Annotated in this window: 16 protein-coding genes; 13 read left to right on the forward strand and 3 right to left on the reverse strand. The window is 51.7% G+C overall.

The window, feature by feature from the left end; translation table 11 throughout:
* The first annotated feature begins 357 nt into the window (after positions 1-357).
* From NST96_RS02250 to NST96_RS02285, 8 genes are all read left to right on the forward strand, one after another.
* A complete protein-coding gene (locus NST96_RS02250) occupies positions 358-1,542 on the forward strand; it encodes an MFS transporter (RefSeq protein WP_342405525.1) in 1,185 nt (394 codons plus the stop codon).
* Between the two features lie 95 nt (positions 1,543-1,637).
* Positions 1,638-2,150, forward strand: coding sequence for a DinB family protein (locus NST96_RS02255; protein ID WP_003392842.1), 513 nt, complete (start codon positions 1,638-1,640; stop codon positions 2,148-2,150).
* A 382-nt stretch (positions 2,151-2,532) separates the two neighbouring features.
* Positions 2,533-3,714 (forward strand): M20 family metallopeptidase, encoded by a 1,182-nt coding sequence (locus tag NST96_RS02260; RefSeq protein ID WP_342405526.1) that lies wholly within the window; start codon positions 2,533-2,535, stop codon positions 3,712-3,714.
* Positions 3,715-3,739: 25 nt separating this feature from the next.
* Positions 3,740-3,928 carry a 4-oxalocrotonate tautomerase gene (locus NST96_RS02265; protein ID WP_003392838.1) on the forward strand — a complete coding sequence of 63 codons (189 nt, stop codon included), beginning with the start codon at positions 3,740-3,742 and terminating at the stop codon, positions 3,926-3,928.
* A gap of 191 nt (positions 3,929-4,119) precedes the next feature.
* Complete coding sequence (locus NST96_RS02270; protein ID WP_003392836.1) at positions 4,120-5,550, forward strand: amino acid permease; 1,431 nt, start codon at positions 4,120-4,122, stop codon at positions 5,548-5,550.
* A gap of 206 nt (positions 5,551-5,756) precedes the next feature.
* A complete protein-coding gene (locus NST96_RS02275; protein ID WP_003392834.1) occupies positions 5,757-6,296 on the forward strand; it encodes a GNAT family N-acetyltransferase in 540 nt (179 codons plus the stop codon).
* Between the two features lie 228 nt (positions 6,297-6,524).
* Positions 6,525-8,249, forward strand: a complete 1,725-nt coding sequence (locus NST96_RS02280; protein WP_342406528.1) for an ABC transporter ATP-binding protein — start codon at positions 6,525-6,527, stop codon at positions 8,247-8,249.
* 454 nt (positions 8,250-8,703) lie between these two features.
* Positions 8,704-9,681, forward strand: coding sequence for an NADPH:quinone oxidoreductase family protein (locus NST96_RS02285; protein WP_338462775.1), 978 nt, complete (start codon positions 8,704-8,706; stop codon positions 9,679-9,681).
* A 26-nt stretch (positions 9,682-9,707) separates the two neighbouring features.
* On the opposite strand, the gene NST96_RS02290 is transcribed toward NST96_RS02285, so the two are convergent.
* Both NST96_RS02290 and NST96_RS02295 read right to left on the reverse strand, forming a co-directional pair.
* On the reverse strand, positions 9,708-10,271 hold the full coding sequence (locus NST96_RS02290) for a hypothetical protein (RefSeq protein WP_342405527.1): 564 nt from the start codon (positions 10,269-10,271) through the stop codon (positions 9,708-9,710).
* Between the two features lies 1 nt (position 10,272).
* On the reverse strand, positions 10,273-11,067 hold the full coding sequence (locus tag NST96_RS02295; RefSeq protein ID WP_251873633.1) for a transposase: 795 nt from the start codon (positions 11,065-11,067) through the stop codon (positions 10,273-10,275).
* Between the two features lie 375 nt (positions 11,068-11,442).
* On the opposite strand from NST96_RS02295, the gene NST96_RS02300 reads away from it, so the two are divergent.
* The 3 genes from NST96_RS02300 to NST96_RS02310 all read left to right on the forward strand — a co-directional run bounded on the left by NST96_RS02300 (position 11,443) and on the right by NST96_RS02310 (position 14,210).
* Positions 11,443-11,745: a metalloregulator ArsR/SmtB family transcription factor gene (locus NST96_RS02300; protein ID WP_003392827.1), complete on the forward strand. Its 303-nt coding sequence runs from the start codon at positions 11,443-11,445 to the stop codon at positions 11,743-11,745.
* Between the two features lie 165 nt (positions 11,746-11,910).
* On the forward strand, positions 11,911-12,945 hold the full coding sequence (locus tag NST96_RS02305) for an LLM class flavin-dependent oxidoreductase (RefSeq protein WP_003392825.1): 1,035 nt from the start codon (positions 11,911-11,913) through the stop codon (positions 12,943-12,945).
* A 131-nt stretch (positions 12,946-13,076) separates the two neighbouring features.
* Complete coding sequence (locus NST96_RS02310) at positions 13,077-14,210, forward strand: NADH-dependent flavin oxidoreductase (protein WP_342405528.1); 1,134 nt, start codon at positions 13,077-13,079, stop codon at positions 14,208-14,210.
* Positions 14,211-14,218: 8 nt separating this feature from the next.
* On the opposite strand, the gene NST96_RS02315 is transcribed toward NST96_RS02310, so the two are convergent.
* On the reverse strand, positions 14,219-15,598 hold the full coding sequence (locus NST96_RS02315; protein WP_342405529.1) for a PLP-dependent aminotransferase family protein: 1,380 nt from the start codon (positions 15,596-15,598) through the stop codon (positions 14,219-14,221).
* Positions 15,599-15,732: 134 nt separating this feature from the next.
* On the opposite strand from NST96_RS02315, the gene NST96_RS02320 reads away from it, so the two are divergent.
* Together NST96_RS02320 and NST96_RS02325 are read left to right on the forward strand one after the other, a co-directional pair.
* The gene (locus tag NST96_RS02320; protein ID WP_122958028.1) at positions 15,733-16,677 is read left to right on the forward strand and encodes a DMT family transporter; all 945 of its coding nucleotides are present in this window, start codon (positions 15,733-15,735) and stop codon (positions 16,675-16,677) included.
* A 274-nt stretch (positions 16,678-16,951) separates the two neighbouring features.
* On the forward strand, positions 16,952-17,239 hold the full coding sequence (locus NST96_RS02325; RefSeq protein WP_003392817.1) for a HesB/YadR/YfhF family protein: 288 nt from the start codon (positions 16,952-16,954) through the stop codon (positions 17,237-17,239).
* Positions 17,240-17,337 lie beyond the last annotated feature (98 nt).

Raw genomic sequence — 17,337 nt, forward strand, 5'->3', positions numbered from 1 at the left:
CCGGGCAAAACCCTGGTAAAACGAAGACCAAATCGTGCATTGCTTGTTATCAGCCGCTTTTTGTGAGCGGCATGATACCTAGCCTATGTGTCTGTTCTATTTTCAGGCCGCGTTTTCTTTTGCTGCAACGGACCTCAGTACACCGCTGCTTGCCCACAAGAGCAGCGAAAGGGCGAAGCATATCGCTGTAAACCTGCTGTGGCAATTCCCATCGCCTTCATGATGTTTTGAGGGGAACAAGCGCGGGGATAGCCGCCCAGACCTGCGGGGTGACGAAAGCGGCAGAAATCCCTGCCAGCGCCCGAAACAGGATCATCGACCAAAAGCCCGTGAATAGGTCAGAAAGGAATAACAATGATGAAGAAACTGTATGTTTACCTTCTTGCATTCGGCGTTTTTTTCACAGCGACTTCTGAACTGGTGGTATCCGGAATCCTGAATGTCATCGCCGAAGAATTGCATATATCCACCGCTCTGGCGGGGCAGCTGATCACCGCTTATTCGCTCGCGTTTGCGATTGGAACCCCGATCATTGTGTCGTTTACGTCCCGTATGGAGCGCAAACAGGTTCTGGTTGGTTCACTTGCTGTGTTTATCCTCGGGTGTCTCGTCTCGTTTGCTAGCGCCCAGTATGCGACCCTGATGGTATCTCGAATGATCCTGGGAGCAAGCTCGGGCGTATATCTTGTCGTCGCACTCGGCTCTGTCGCAAAACTGGTGCCTGCCGATAAAATGGGCGGCGCGATTGGAACGGTCATCCTTGGGTTCAGCAGTGCGATGGTATTGGGAGTGCCGATCGGGATAGCCATTGCCGGCTGGCTTGGCTGGCAAGCCATTTTTCTCATATTGGGCCTCTTCAGTCTGCTTGTCATGGTTGTCATTTTCCGCAGGTTCCCCAAGATTGAGGGAGACGCTCCCGTTTCGTTCAAAGACCAGTTGAAGGTACTGGGGAATCTCGTCATCGTAAGCGGTTTGTTCCTGACTTTTTTCAGGGAATCGGGAAATTCCGTCATGTTTACGTATTTGACGCCGTTTTTGCAGTCCATTTTGCAGATGAAGCTCTCTACGGTCGGTATGCTGATGCTCGTGTTTGGCATATTTGGCGTGATCGGGTCGCGATTGGGCGGATTTGTCGTCGACAAGTGGGGAGTTGTTCGGATGATTTTGATCGGATTGGCTGTTCATGTGGTATCATTGGCGCTCTTGCCTCTGTTTTCCTCATTGCCGGCAATCGGTTGCCTCCTGATAGCCGTCATCGTGCTTGCCATGTTTACGACCGCTCCTGCGATTCAAACGTTCTTTATTCAGCAGGCTCCTCAGTCAGCGAATCTTGTACTTTCCTTGCAAACATCGATCATTCATTTGGGATTGGCGGCTGGAGCGGGAGCAGGGGGAGTCATGGTCAATGCGGCTTCAACCGTCCTTTACAATCCGTGGCTGGCGAGCTTGATTGTAGGGCTCGGATTGGTTGCCGCCCTCGCTTGTGTTTCACTGAGCGGGAGAAATGATGCAAAGCCGGCTCAAAATAAAAAATATAGATGATCAAAACTTCCCTGACCGCCGATGTCAGGGAAGCTGTTTTATGATGGCTACATACTGATGCAGACGATGGGTTTCCGAAAAAGGGAGGAACTATTATGGAAAAGCTTGTATTCAATATGTACGACTACCATGTATGGGCAAATCAAACCATTTTCAATCACTTAAAACAACTGCCCCAAGACGTATACACGATGGAGATGCAAAGCGTCTTTCCTTCCGTTTCAAAAGTAATGTCCCATATTTATATGGTCGATCACTGTTGGTATGACATTCTTTCCGGCAAAAGCATGAATGAAGCGCTGGCATCTGCCAATCAGCTGATAGAACAGGCGGAAGCCAAAAGCATCGAGGAGCTGGACGCGTTGTTTTCAGACTTGTCGGAGCGGTACAAAGCATTTTTCAGCAGGCAGGACAACATGGACCAGACGATCGAGCTTGACAATCCATATGCAGGGTTCCGGAAAACGAGCTATGCCGAAATTGTTTTGCAGGTCGTAAACCATGGCACGTATCATCGCGGCAATATTTCCGCCATGCTGCGGCAAATCGGCCACGCCTCGGTCATGACAGAATTTGCGCTTTTTTGGTACGCGAAGCAGGACGAATAGGTTGATCGAGTTTGGCGGCAGCGTTTAGACGGCTCGGTTTGGACGGCTGCGTTTGACTGGTGCATATGACAAGCTCCGGCGTGTTTGCCACTTCCGGCATTTGGGGAGGAAGCGGCCAACAGAAAAATGTAATGCAATTCCTTTGAAGGTCGACCGGATTGTACCGGTTGACCGTTTGCTTTTCTGGAAATGAGCATACAAATTTTCGGTTAGAATATTCTGAATAGTGTGTTGTACGTGCTTTTGAGGAAGCTTATAATAAAATCCTAGCCAACGGAACAAGAACAAATGCTGCTCGATACTGTCGTACAAAAAACGTCGCTATCGATTGATATTCTTCTTTTCCAACTGACAAAAACTCGCGGAGAGGGGAGGTGCCTGAATGGCAGCAGAGCAGCTACGCAGGCTGGTCGACGAGATTCAGATGGAGGTCATCGAATGGCGCAGGTATTTGCACCGGTATCCAGAGCTGTCCTACCAGGAGGAAAAAACAGCCCAGTTCGTCTGCGACACACTCACCTCATTTGGAGGATTGGAACTGTCCAGGCCGACCCAAACAAGCGTAATGGCCCGTTTGCGCGGAGCACGGCCGGGACCGGTCATCGCCATTCGGGCCGATATGGATGCCCTGCCGATTGCGGAGGAAAACACGTTTGATTTTGTCTCGCAAAATCCTGGCGTCATGCATGCCTGCGGTCATGACGGCCATACGGCAATGCTGCTGGGCACGGCCAAAATACTGTCCGGAAGCAAAAGCAGGCTGAACGGTGAGGTCCGTTTTCTCTTTCAGCACGCGGAAGAGTCGCCGCCGGGCGGGGCAGAAGAGATGGTTCGTGCAGGAGTGCTGGACGGAGTAGACATGATCGTCGACGCCCATCTATGGTCCCCTTTGGAATACGGCAAAATTGGTATTCTCTACGGTCCGGCTATGGCCGCTGGCGATTCTTTTACGATCAGGATTCATGGAAAAGGCGGCCACGCTGCAATGCCCCATCTGTCCGTTGACAGTATCGCGGTTGCCGCCCAAGTCGTCAGCAACCTCCAGCAGATCGTTTCCCGCAATACCGATCCGTTGGAAACGCTGGTTCTGTCGATTACGAAGTTTCAGGCTGGAACGGCTTTTCATGTCATCCCCGGCACGGTCGAAATTTTGGGGACGGTGCGGTATTTTCAGCCTGAGTTTCGCGAACAAGTCCCTCCGCTGATGGAGCGTATCGTAAAAGGGATCGCGGAAGCCCACGGCGCTTCTTATGAATTCCGCTACGATTTTGGATACCGGGCAGTCATAAACGATGAGGAGGTGACCAGGCAGGCAGAAGCTGCTGTACGAGAGTATTGCGGAGAAAATGCGATCGAACGGATGGCACCGGTTATGGCAGCGGAAGACTTTTCTTCATTCCAGCAGAAAACCCCCGGCTGCTTTCTCTTGATCGGGGCAGGCAACAAAGAGAAGGGCATCACTTTTCCCCATCATCATCCGCGCTTTACGATTGATGAGGATGCCTTGGCCGTAGGGGTCGGCATATTTGCCCGGCTCGTTGAGAGACTGTGCCTTGCTTCCTGACAACTGCCGAATAGGAGGTGGATTCATGCCAATAGTACAGATTCAGGTATTGGAAGGAAGAGACAAACAGCAAATCGCCCGATTGATCGCGAGTGTCACCGAAGCTGTCGTCGAAAGCCTGGAGGTCAGACCTGAACAGGTGCGCGTAATTGTGTCCGAAGTTCCGCCCACGCACTGGGGTGTTGGGGGCGTCACCAAAGAGAAGCAATCTTGAGTTCACATTAGATGCTGCAAACGAAGCATGAAAAGATGAAAGGAGGGCCTTATCGCGAATTCAACGTTACCCGTGACCAAATGCTTTGCCGAAGAGCTCTACGCCCGGAAGATCATGCGCATTGAATTTTGCGAGAAGTTCGGAAAACGTGCAATGTGGTTGCCTAGTGCTTGGAAAAAGGGGGAGCTGCGATGTCGGAGAAGAACGTTCATTTTCAAGATATTATGGAGCGGGAGAAAGGGCTGCAGCGCGGGTTGACGACCCGCCAGCTCACGATGATTGCCATCGGCGGAGCGATCGGAACCGGGCTCTTTCTCGGAAGCGGGATGGCAATCGGCTTCGCCGGTCCCGGTGTCATCGTCAGCTATCTGATCGGCGCAGTCATTGCTCTGCTATTGATGGGCTGCCTGGCTGAAATGACGGTCGCTCATCCCACCACAGGCTCATTCGGAGCACACGCCGAGCGGTATATCAACCCGTGGGCTGGCTTTACAGTCCGGTATTCGTACTGGTTCAGCCTGGTGTGTGCGGTCGGAACCGAGGTATCAGCGATGTCCGTCTACATGAAATACTGGTTTCCCGCTGTGCCGGGAGTTGTCTGGATTTTGATTTTCTCCGCCGTCCTCATTTATGTAAACGCAACCAGTGTCAATTTGTTCGGTACTGTTGAATACTGGTTCTCTATGATTAAAGTAACGGCTATTATCCTGTTTATCGTATTGGGAGCCTTTGTCGTATTCGGGAGCAGCAGCCATCCGGAAATGGGCATCCAGAATCTCACGGCCAACGGCGGGTTTTTCCCCAATGGATTCTGGGGCATGTGGATTGCCATTTTCATCTCGCTGTTCAGCTACCTCAGCATCGAAATGATCGCGGTCAGCGCCGGGGAAGCAAAGGAACCGGAGAAGGCCGTACCCATCGCATTAAAATCAGCTGTTGTCCGGCTGGTGCTCTTCTACATCCTGACGCTTGCCCTGATGCTGATGATCGTGCCCTGGAACGAGACGGGAAGCGATCGGAGCCCATTTGTAAAGGTGTTCGAGCTCATCCACATTCCGGGCGCAGCAGGAATTATGAACTTCGTCGTCCTGACGGCAGCTCTCTCGGCAATGAACAGCCAGCTGTATATCTCGACCCGGATGGTATTCTCGCTGTCCCGTGGAGGCTTTGCCCCGAAAAAATTGGGCGAACTGAGCAAAAAAGGCGTTCCGGTAAAGGCGCTTGCTTTGTCTACGATCGGGATTGCAATTGCGACGATCGTAGGCATGGTGGTGCCGGACAGCTCCTTTGCCGTCATGATCTCGCTTTCCAGCTTCGGTGCGATGTTCGCCTGGTTCATGGTATTCGTGACGCACCTGTTCTTCCGCCGGAAATGGGAGCAAATGGGGGGGCGAAAGCTGCCCGTGAGGATGATCGGCTATCCGTATTTGAGTGTCCTGGGAGCCGTTTTGCTTGCGTCTGTCGTCTTGTCGACCTGGTTTCAGCCGGAGTTTAAGGACACGCTGAGGCTCGGTTTTCCGTGGCTGATCCTGATCACGATTTGTTACTTTATTTGGAAGAAGGCCAATCCGACAGCCTTTCAGCAACCGACAGATCCAATAGACAAAGAGATCTCGTCGTAGCAGCTGCCCGGATACGCTAGAGCCATCCAGCGCTGCGTGCCATGAAGGGGGGCGAATCCGCTATGGAGCGTCCTCTTTTTTGGATTGTCTACCTCACAGCAAGCGGCTTTTATATTGCAGAAGGTTCTCTCCAAAGCGAGTGGAATCGTTTCTTCATGGAAATGCTATGACAGATAGTTAGAGTGATCGAATGTGGGGGAGTCGTCATGGAATGGTACGAGCGTTTAAGCGAATATTTTCCTGAGCAGGAGATGAAGGACCCGCGCCAGCTGCAGGCTCTGATCGAGGACAAGGATGTTTACCACAAGGAAGAGACAGAGGACTACCTGCTGTTGTATGCGGAATTTCCGACCTTTCTCTTCATCGATTACCTGCTGATCAACCCGGAGACGAGAGGGAAAGGGATCGGAACCAAGCTGCTCAACCGGCTGAAAGAAAAAGGAAAGACGATCATCCTCGAAGTGGAGCCGATCGACCGGGAAGACGAGGACACGTGGAAACGGGTCAACTTTTATCGGAAAAACGGGTTTGTAAAGGCGGACCGGATCCAGTACCGCCGGGAGGATGACAGCGGCGAGACGTACGAGATGAAGATTTACTACTGGAGTCCGGATCAGGACGAGCCGCAAGAGGTCATTTTGGAAAAAATGGCGAAGGCTTGCCAGGAAATCCACAACTTCCGTGCCAAGCGATATTACGGGCGAGACGTGGCCGATCCGGATGAAGTATTGGATTTGAAGCAATAAATACGGGACTGAACATAACTGAATACGCGAATAAAACGTATAGAGAGATAAAACAGAGGAAAGCGGGTTGCCGATGATTCGGCAGCCTTTTTGCCGTGGCACTGACCAGAAGCCAATCGCTCCCCTTTTCAAAACTGCCAGCCGAGAACTCCATTTTCAAATTTTAGGAAGATTGGTATGATAGCATGTATCGCAAAGGTAACGAAGCAGGAAGGAAGTGATCCCGAATTGATCAAGCGCTTTTTCTCTTATTACCGTCCCTATAAAGGACTTTTTTTGTTGGACTTCTCGTGTGCGGTGATCGCCGGCTTGCTTGAGCTTGGCTTTCCGCTGGCTGTCAATCAGTTCGTCGACAAGCTCTTGCCCGGCAAAGACTGGTCGCTGATTCTTTTGGCATGTTTGGGTCTGCTTGCCATCTATGCGCTGAACACGGTCCTCCAGTATATCGTCACCTATTGGGGACATATGCTCGGGGTCAACATCGAGACAGATATGCGAAGAAAGCTGTTTGAGCATCTCCAGAAGCTGTCGTTTCGGTTTTTCGACAACAACAAAAAAGGGCATTTGATCGGCCGCATCACAAATGATTTGAACGAGATCGGAGAAATTGCCCACCACGGACCCGAAGATATTTTCATCGCGGTCATGACACTGATCGGCTCATTCGGACTGATGGCATACATTCATCTGAAGCTGGCGATTTTAACATTCCTGGTCGTTCCGCTGATGGCTGTCGTTGCGACCGTTTACAGCAAAAAAATGACCAAGACATACCGCCGTTTGTTTGGCGATGTGGGTGAGTTCAACGCGAGAGTGGAGGACAATGTCAGCGGCATTCGCGTGGTTCAGGCATTTGCCAATGAAGCCTACGAAAAAGAGCTGTTTGCCGTCAATAATCAGCAGTTCCGCCAGACAAAGCTGCTCGCATACAAAATCATGGCCAAAAGCTTGTCGATCAGCTACATGATGATGCGTCTCATCTCCCTGTTTGTCATGATCTGCGGTACGTGGTTTGTGATCAGAGGCGAGCTGTCGTATGGAGAGTTTGTCGGGTTCCTGCTGTTGACCAATGTCTTTTTCCGCCCGATCGAGAAAATCAACGCGGTGATTGAGAGCTATCCGAAGGGAATCGCCGGGTTTAAACGCTATGTAGAGATTCTCGACACAGAACCGGATGTGGCAGATGCGCCCGATGCGATTGAAGTGGCAAACCTGAAGGGGGATATCCGCTACAACGGGGTGACGTTCGGATACGAAGAGGGCCGGAGCATTTTGCGAAACATCGACCTGTCCATTCGCGCCGGAGAAACCGTTGCTTTCGTCGGACCATCAGGTGCGGGAAAGACGACGATCTGCAGTCTTTTGCCGCGGTTTTACGAAGTGAATGAAGGCAGCATTACCATCGACGGAATCGATATCCGCAAGATGACGCTGGCTTCGCTCAGAAAGCAGATCGGGATTGTTCAGCAGGATGTATTCCTGTTCTCGGGGACGATTCGAGAAAATATCGCGTACGGCAAGCTGGATGCCAGCATGGAAGAGATATGGGAAGCAGCGAGACGAGCCCGTCTAGATGACGTGATCCGGAACCTTCCGGAAGGGATGGATACCGTGATCGGAGAGAGAGGCGTGAAGCTTTCCGGCGGACAAAAACAGCGGTTGGCTATCGCCCGCATGTTTTTGAAAAATCCGCCGATCCTCATTTTGGATGAAGCCACCTCTGCCCTGGATACCGAGACGGAGCTGGCGATCCAGCAGTCGCTTTCCGAGCTGTCCCAGGGACGTACGACCCTCGTCGTAGCGCATCGTCTGACGACGATCAAAAACGCGGACAGAATCGTCGTGGTCAATGAAGACGGTGTGGCAGAGCAGGGAAGGCACCAGGAGCTGATCGCTGCGGGCGGAATTTATCACAGGCTGCATCAGGCTCAGTTTGGTGCGGTTTACCAGTAAGAAAACAGCAAAAAGCATAAGCGAGTTTCATAAGTCCAGGGGAGTTTCATAAGTACAACAGAGATGGCGTTGTCTATAGACTCCCCCAGAAAGAAACAAATAAAGTATAGGTAAACAAAGTAAAGATAGAAAAAACGAGAAGAACGGCATTCCCCCAGATTCCTATGAGTCGAAGCATTCCTTTTTCACCAAGGTAGACTCCGACTAACGACAGCCCCAAACCCAAAGGCGGCACCAAGATAACGTAGAAGACGGAGACTGTGGATTTCGGAAACAAAGCCAGTGACACCACGAGCGTAGACAAAAATAATAAGCTGGATAACCTGCTAAAGAGCTTTTCGGCAAGCATGCAATCACTCCTGAAAAAACCAGTATCTAGTACTATAATAAAAGAGCACCATCGAAATGTAACGAAATTCCATTTGATCCAATGCGGCAAAAGGGGGAGAGGTACATGAAAGCAGTTCTTGTCACAGCTTTTGGCGGAACCGAGGGCATGGTGTATACGGAAGTCGAGATGCCGTCCATACACCCAAAGCAAGTGTTGATCCGGGTAGAAAAAACGAGCGTCAATTTTGCGGATATCAAATCGCGCTACGGAAAAAAGGGCGGAGGAAATCTGCCGTTTATTCCCGGTCTCGACGCAGCCGGCGTGATTGAGAGAGTCGGTTCCGAGGTGCAGTCGCTGCATGTGGGCCAGCGCGTCATCGCATTCCCTCACAACGGCTCTTACGCGGAGTATATCGTTGCCGACGAGAACCTCACGTTTGCTATTCCGGACCAGCTCGACTTTGACACCGCAGCAGCTTGCCCGATCGTTTCGTTTACATCCTACAAGCTCCTCGCTGATGTAGCGCGGCTGGAAAAGGGAGAAACCGTCCTGATCCACGCCGCGGCGGGAGGCATTGGTACGACCGCAATCCAGCTAGCGAAGCTGCTGGGGGCAGGGAAGGTCATCGGGACAGTGGGCAGCGAGAGCAAGGCGGCGATCGCGCTGGAGGCCGGTGCCGATCATGTGATTTGTACGGATAGAGAAGACTTTGCCGAAAAGGTAAACGAATGGACCGATGGGGAAGGCGCGAATGTTATTCTGGACTCGATCGCTGGCCGGGTCACGGAAAAGAGCATGGAATGTCTGGCTCCATACGGACGGCTGGTTCACTTTGGAAATGCGAGCGGGGAAGTCGGACAAATCAGAACAATTGATTTGCATACCAGTTGCCGCTCCGTGCTGGGCTTCAGCCTGGGAACGACCCGCAGCAAACGGCCGCAGCTTTTGCGCGAGACAGCGGAGCGGGTGCTGCCGTATTTGGCGGATGGGCGCCTCAAGATCAAAGTCGGGAGACGCTTTGCTCTCGCCGAGGCGGCCAAGGCCCACGAGTGGGTAGAAAGCAGGCAGAGTACGGGAAAAGTGTTGCTGGATGTACGCTGAGAGGGGGGGAGCCCTCTCTTTTTTTTCTACGACTGACCAATTAACATACAGTAAGCATTTTCGGCCTGTTCCAGGTACACACTTGGATTCGTTCGGAATCGTCTGCGTTTGGTAGCTTCACTCAAACGAGCAGACCAACGCAGGCGTTCATTTTTAAAATCAAGGTAGCTTACAGACTGAAGTCTACTTAACACATTACTCTGGTGAAGTGCGTCATCGACAAATACGACCATTTCACCACTTCGGAGGATATATTCGTTCCAACTTCTCAGACCCGTCATCCGTCGATGCCGGGTCTTCGTCTGGCGGAAGAAACGCTCATGGTCGTTGTTCGTTCGTGGGACATGCGGATGGTCGTAACACGTAAACAGGCCTTTCCAAAACCCTCGGGAGTAGCTTTTCAGATTTGCAACCATTGGCAAGTCGTCTTTGCTGGTGTACGTCTGTTCAACCCAATCTAACAGATGCTGCATATGAAATCGAACCGTTTCACTTCGTTTATCTATGCTTGGATTCAAGATCCCGGCAACGTGGTGAATCGGTTTGGACCAGCGCATCACGGTAGCATATTGCTCTTCAAAATCATCCAATTTATCGAAAATTCTGATTAGGTTTTTGAGCAGAGAGGGCCCCTTTTTTACTCAGGCATCGTTCGAGGGAAGCCTGAATGGCTCTAGCATTTTCATAAACACGTATGCCCGGTAGATCGAGTGGGGGATTGCCGTCTTCGAGGAGCACAGAACGAATGGCCGCCACGTAATCTTTTGCCACCTCTGCTTCTGTAGAGGCATCGTTTTCGATTCGCTTCTCGACTTCGCGAATACCACGGAGGCTCTTCTTGATTCCTGTCTTGAGCTTGCGGTCTAAATCGACAACAGGCTTTGCAATGTCCTTTAGATAGTGGTATTGGCAGTATTGGTACGGCACGTCCGGCAGTAACGATTCCATGGCCATTCGGATGGATTGTTGACCATCCGTAACGATCCCGATGATGGGAAATCCCAGTTCGATAACAGGCAGGATGAGTTTCTTAAGTTCTTCTGCGGAGCTACTCTTTAGATTTTGTGCAGACAGGATCGTTCCGCTGAATACTTCTCGTATGACATAGAGCGTCTCATTGCCTTTCTCGGGCTGAACACCGTCCATGGAAATCATGATACCGCCACGGTCCTGAACAACTTGCTTGAGTGCTTGCTTGACGTGATCCGTCACGCTAGCGCGGAGCAAGGTAAGATAACGTTCGTACAACCGCTGAGAATTGCGTTCTGACGTGGTTACCCCGCGCTGATTCAACGTTTCCGTAATTTCGCCGATTGTCATATGTTGCTTAAACCGAAGCTGACCAACCAACGCTAGCACGTCAAAACCGTAGGAAGTGTGTTTCATGCTGAGAAGCTCAGCTTCAGCGGATTTGTAATAGGTTCTGGGGTATGAGCAATCTGCGTTGCTGCAAGCATAAGCCATACTCCAAGCTTGGATAACACCGGCAAGTGTGATGACATTCTTTTTCCATGCGGTATGATGTCGCCTGAGTTTCGTGCCACAGTGCGGGCAATGCTGTATCTCTGGCCGAAAGTATATTTTCTTTTCAGGAATGACACGATTCTTGGGTAAAGGCATGAGAAGACCTCCGTCAAATAGGCTAATGACTAACTTCGACAGAGGTCTTGGAAATCCTTGTTAGTTAATTGGTCAGTCGTAGTTTTTTTTGCCTACACTTGCTGCATTGATCTATCGGGATATAAAGATATAATAAAGGGCATGGATCCCCTTCTCATTTTCAAGGCTTTATCTAATGAAACGCGTTTGCAAATTCTGGACTGGCTGAAGGAACCGGAGAAACACTTCCCCCCGCAAGAAGGAGGAGATTGCCGAAAAATCGGGGTATGTGTAAGCCACATTCAGGAAAAGGCTGGCTTATCGCAATCGACCGTTTCCCAGTACCTTTTGACACTTCAGCGGGCAGGCCTATTGGAAGTATACCGATACGGCCAGTGGACCTACTACAAGCGAAATGAGCAGAAGTTGAAAGAGTTGGCTGCGTTTATCCAACACGACTTGTAGCTGCCTGTCCAGACAGCCGAAATGTACATGGATGTGTTTCCCGCGTTGCTGCGAGACCCAGCCATGTATGCGGATGTTCTATCATCTATAAATCTAGATATTCAGATATGTAATTTTGTAAGAATGATCAGGGGAACGATCTTCTCATAGCAAAGGATGAAAACAATGGCCAAGCAGACTGAAAGAAACAAACAGCTTCGCGACATCCCGCTTTCCGTACTGGATCTCGTGCCTGTCCTGGAGGGAGGGACACCGGCCGATTCCTTCCGAAACACGCTGGATCTGGCCCGGCATGCGGAAAAGTGGGGGTACAACCGCTACTGGCTGGCTGAGCACCACAATATGCCGGGAATCGCCAGCTCTGCGACCTCCGTGGTGATTGGATATGTGGCGGCAGGCACCTCGACGATCCGGGTCGGTTCCGGCGGCATCATGCTGCCCAACCATGCCCCGCTCGTCGTCGCCGAGCAGTTCGGCACACTGGAGTCCATGTTTCCGGGCCGCATCGATCTTGGACTGGGGCGAGCGCCGGGTACGGATCACCTCACGGCCCGCGCGCTTCGCCGAGACAGCAAGAGCGGCGGTGAAGACTTCCCGGAACAGCTAGCGGAGCTGCGGGAATATTTGAACCCGACTTCCACAGAGGGTTCGGATGGGCCGCGCGTTCGGGCTGTTCCCGGCGAAGGCATGAACATCCCGATCTGGCTCTTGGGCTCCAGTCTGTATAATGCCCAGTTGGCGGGTCTTTTGGGCTTGCCCTTCGCTTTCGCGGGCCAGTTTTCGCCGGACAATATCTTGCCGGCGCTCCGGCTGTACAGGAGTGCCTTCCGCCCATCCGAAGTGCTGGAGGAGCCGTATGCGATGGTCGGGGTAAACGTGATCGCAGCGGATGACGATGAAACGGCGAAACGTCTGGCAACCTCGCAGCAACTCAATTTCCTCAGCCTGGTAAGAGGCCGTCCGCAAAAATTTCAGCCGCCGGTCGAGAGCATGGAGGGAATTTGGGCCGATTATGAGAAAGCGAGCATAGATGCCCAACTGCGGGCGTCGATTATCGGCAGTCCCGCGGTCGTCAAAGAAAAGCTGCAGGAGCTGCTGGATGCCACGCAAGCCGACGAGATCATCATCAACGGCGCGATTTACGATCATCAGGCTCGCCTGCGCTCCTTTGAGATCGTAAAACAGGTTGCAGCGGAGTAAAGGCTGGATCCCAGGCAAGAATATGATGGGGAGACTCGGGCATACCTGAAGGGACGAGATACGCGAGCAGTGATTGGGGAACAAAAGCCAAATTGGACACAATAGCGAAATATGTTGGGAGTGTACGGTACATGAAAGAAAAATATACGCCTTTGTTTGAACCCTTTACTTTTCGCAGCGGAATCACATTGAAAAACCGGATCGTCATGGCTCCGCTGACCAATTATTCTTCGAATGACGACGGGACCGTTTCCGATGCGGAACTTCGCTACTATTCCCGTCGCGCTACCGGCGTGGGCATGGTGATTACCGCCTGCATCTATGTGACAGAGAACGGCAAGGGCTTCCCCGGCGAATTTTCTGGAACCAGTGACGAAATGATCCCGAGCATGCGCCGATTGGCTTCGACCATTAAGGAAAAGGGAGCGCAGGCAGTCCTGCAAATATTTCATGCCGGACGAATGGCTCCGCCGGAGCTTGTTCCCGGAGGAGAGATCGTCAGCGCAAGTGAAGTCGCTGATGACAATGCGCCCATCCCCCGTGCGCTGACGGATGAAGAGGTTCAGGAGATCATTCGCGCATACGGAGAAACGACCCGCCGCGCCATCGAAGCCGGCTTTGACGGTGTAGAAATTCACGGCGCCAACTTCTACCTGGTCCAGCAATTCTTCTCCGGCCATACGAACCGCCGTACGGACCGCTGGGGAGGCAGCCTGGAAAAACGCCTTGCCTTTCCGCTCGCCGTCGTAGACGAGGTAAAGCGAGTGGTGGCCAAACACGCAGACCGCCCGTTCCTCGTAGGATATCGCTTTTCACCGGAAGAGCCATATGAAAAGGGAATTACGATGGACGACACGTTCGTTTTGGTGGACGCTCTCGCAGATAAGGAACTCGACTATCTACATGTGTCGCTGCAGGATTTTTGGTCCAAGCCGAGACGGGGCGGCGATTCGGCCCGCACGCGAATCGAGCAGATACGAGAGCGGATCGGTGATCGCACGGCGGTAATCGGCGTCGGTTCCTTGTATACGGCAGACGATGTGCTGGCCGCCAGACAGACGGGAGTGCCGCTGATCGCGCTGGGACGCGGAATCATTATCGAACCGGAATGGGTGGAAAAAGTGATAGACGGCAAAGAGGACGAAATCGCCACCACGGTGGGTCCAAACGACCAGGAGAAACTGGAAATTCCCGATCCGTTGTGGGAGCGCATCATGACCGTCGAAGGCTGGTTTCCGGTGAAAAAAGAAACGCCTGTCAAGTAAGCCGGCTGTCACTGATCGCGGGCAGCTGATCTGCGCTTTGTATTCGCCAGCTTTTTGACCGTTTCCGCCAGGCGGCAAATTCCTTGGTCAATATCCTCGTCCTTTGTGTTCGACACATTGATCTTCAGGAGATTTTCTTTTGGATAGGCAGTCAAATAATGCTTGTCGATCGGCTCGATTACGACGCCTTTCTTTTTCAGAAGGGAAATGACTCTCGGGACGGAAATGCTCCGATCCAACGCAACATGGGTATGAATCATCGGCTGGCTGGCATCGCAGATAGCGGAAATGTCGCTCAATGGCCCGAAATGATGTTTGATCGACGCTGCCAATACGTTCGACCTCCTGGCGTAGGACGCGCGAATTTTGTGCCGGTGCCGCTCAAACATCCCGCTTTTGATGTAGATCTCAAGCGCTGCTTGGGACAGCATCGAGGTATCGATGTCCAGTAATCGCTTGTACCGCTGAAAGACATCGACCAACTGGTCCGGGACAACGGCGACTCCCACCCGCAGGCTGGGCAGAAGGATTTTCGAATAGCTTTTCAAATAAATGACGCGGGCGGACCTGTCGTAGGCAAACAAAGGGTCCGCCTTGCTGTCTTGTTCAAAATCGGCCATGTGGTCGTCTTCTACGACAAACACGTCGTATTTCTCGGCCAATTCGATGATGGCGAGCTTTTCCCGTTTTGTATAAGACGTACCCAAGGGAGAGTGGAATCTCGGCATCGCATAGAAAAATTTGACGTCCCCTCCGCGAAAAATTCTCTCCAGCTCCTCCAGGTCCAGTCCTTTTGCGGTTCGCCCTACACCTACGACCGGGATGTTGTGCGTCTCAAGGTATTCAATCAACAAGTGATAGCCGGGCTGCTCGAGGACGACCTTTGACTTTCGGTTGGGAAAAGGCATCCCAGCGAGAACGGCCAAGGCTTGTTGAACGCCCGAGGTAATAAAGATCTGTTTCGGGCTGGCAAAAACCTGATAATCGGCAAATTGCTTTTGGACAACCTGGATCAGGGTATCCAGTCCTTGCGGTGTCCCGTACACGAACAGGTCGCCGCTGTAAGTGTCGATGGCCTTGTTGATGCAGTGCTGAAAATCGAGATAGGGAAAGACGCTGCGATCCGGAGCGGAAGTAGCGAAGTCGATGACGCCAGTACCTTCCTTGGGTGAGGCAAGCGCCCCCTTCACTACATAGTAGCCGCTTTTCGGGACCGAATAGATGACGTGGCGCCTCTCCAGTTCATTCAGAGCGCGGATAACTGTACTTTGGCTGCATCCATACCTGTCTGCAAGGACCCTGATGGAGGGAAGCTTATTTCCATCTGTCCATTGGCGGCTTTCGATTTTTGATTCCAGCTCGCTTAGCAACTGCAAATATTTGTGCATCATCTCACTCCAGAACAAATCTGTACCGATACAGATTTGTTTTTTTTGAATTGTAGCACACGTGCCTGCCATTTACGATAGAGCCATGACCGGTCATGAAATCACAGTTACGCCATGCATGAGGAGGCAATCATATGACACAAAAGACAATTCAAAAAGCGTATCTGGCGGCGGTGTTGAACGCTCTTATCGTCGGATTGTCGTTTTTGTTCGTGAAGGTGGCGCTTGCGATCAGCGATCCGCTGGATACGTTGGCTCACCGGTTTACCCTGTCGTTTCTGGCGGCTTCGATTCCCGTTCTGCTGGGCTGGGTCAGGCTGCGGACCACGCTGCGGGACATCGTTTCATTTTTGCCTGTGGCACTGTTCTATCCCGTCATCTTCTTTGCTCTGCAGGCGTTTGGCCTGGTCTATACGTCGTCATCGGAGGCAGGGATTATTCAGGCTACCGTACCGATCTTCACCATGATCTTGGCCGCTTATTTCCTAAAGGAGTATACGAATGGGATGCAAAAGGTGTTTACGTTGTTGTCCGTAGCGGGAGTGGTTTACATCTTCGCCTCCAAAGGGGTCGACCCGCAATCCGCCAATCTGACGGGAACCGTTTTGGTGTTTTTGTCCGCTCTTTCCTTGTCCGCTTATGGCGTGATGGCCCGCAAGGTTGTGAAGAAACACCACTACATGGATGTCACGTATGCAATGACCGTGTTCGGCTTCCTGTTTTTCAACGGCATGTCCGTTGTCAGCCATATCTCGGCGGGGACGCTCGCCGCTTTCTTTCAGCCTTTGGCGAATCCGTCCTTTCTGGTCAGCGTCCTGTACCTGGGCGTGCTGTCGTCGCTCGTTACCTCCTTTTTGTCCAATTATGCCTTGTCGCATATCGAAGCCTCCAAGATGAGTGTATGCAATCAAATATCGACGCTGGTAACGATAATTGCGGGTGTGATCTGGTTAAACGAGAGAGTGGAGATTTTCCATGTCGTTGGCGGCGCTTTGATCCTCATCGGGGTTGTCGGGGCGAATGTGTTCTCGTCCGGCAGAAAGAGTGCGCTTTCAGGTGATAAAGCTTTGGACCAATGAATGGTTTGGGTTCATACCATCCGACCCTTGTGAAGGAGCTCATCATTTTTTGGTTGATTTATAAACTAAATGATTGAAATAGTATAGTAAGTTGCCTATACTGTATGTATAGCAAAGTTTGATCCAGGCTGTTTTCTGTTTGCATAGAAGGCGCATTCCTCTCTGGTACGTCCACTTGTCTCCCAGAAGGGCCTTTTCATGGGGAAAACAGCCGTCTTCTTTTTCTGCATCACCTATTCCATCGGCAGCCTTTTGCCGAAAGGGGCGCTAGCGCATGAAACTAACAGTTACACAGTCGGCACTTGCCTGGTTCGAGGAGGAGTGCGGCTTTCAATCGGGGGACTACGTTCGTTTTTTTGCCCGCTATGGCGGCAGCAGCACGATTCAGGACTCGTTTTCCATGGGATTCACCAAAGAAGAGCCGGACAATATCGGTCTCTCCACTGAAGTGAACGGCATTACCTTTTACATCGTAGAGGATGAAATCTGGTATCTGGACGGCAAGGACATGCTGGTGGATTACCGGAAGGACCGGGATGAGATTGTATACTTGTACGCTTGATTCGCTATTGGCTTTTTTGTTTAAAAGCGATGAGTGGAATTTTTTGTTTCGTCGATGATCGGATACGCTGGAAGATTTGACGGGATTTGACGGGGAGA

The sequence above is a fragment of the Brevibacillus sp. FSL K6-2834 genome, assembly GCF_038592925.1.
Lineage (GTDB): Bacteria > Bacillota > Bacilli > Brevibacillales > Brevibacillaceae > Brevibacillus > Brevibacillus borstelensis.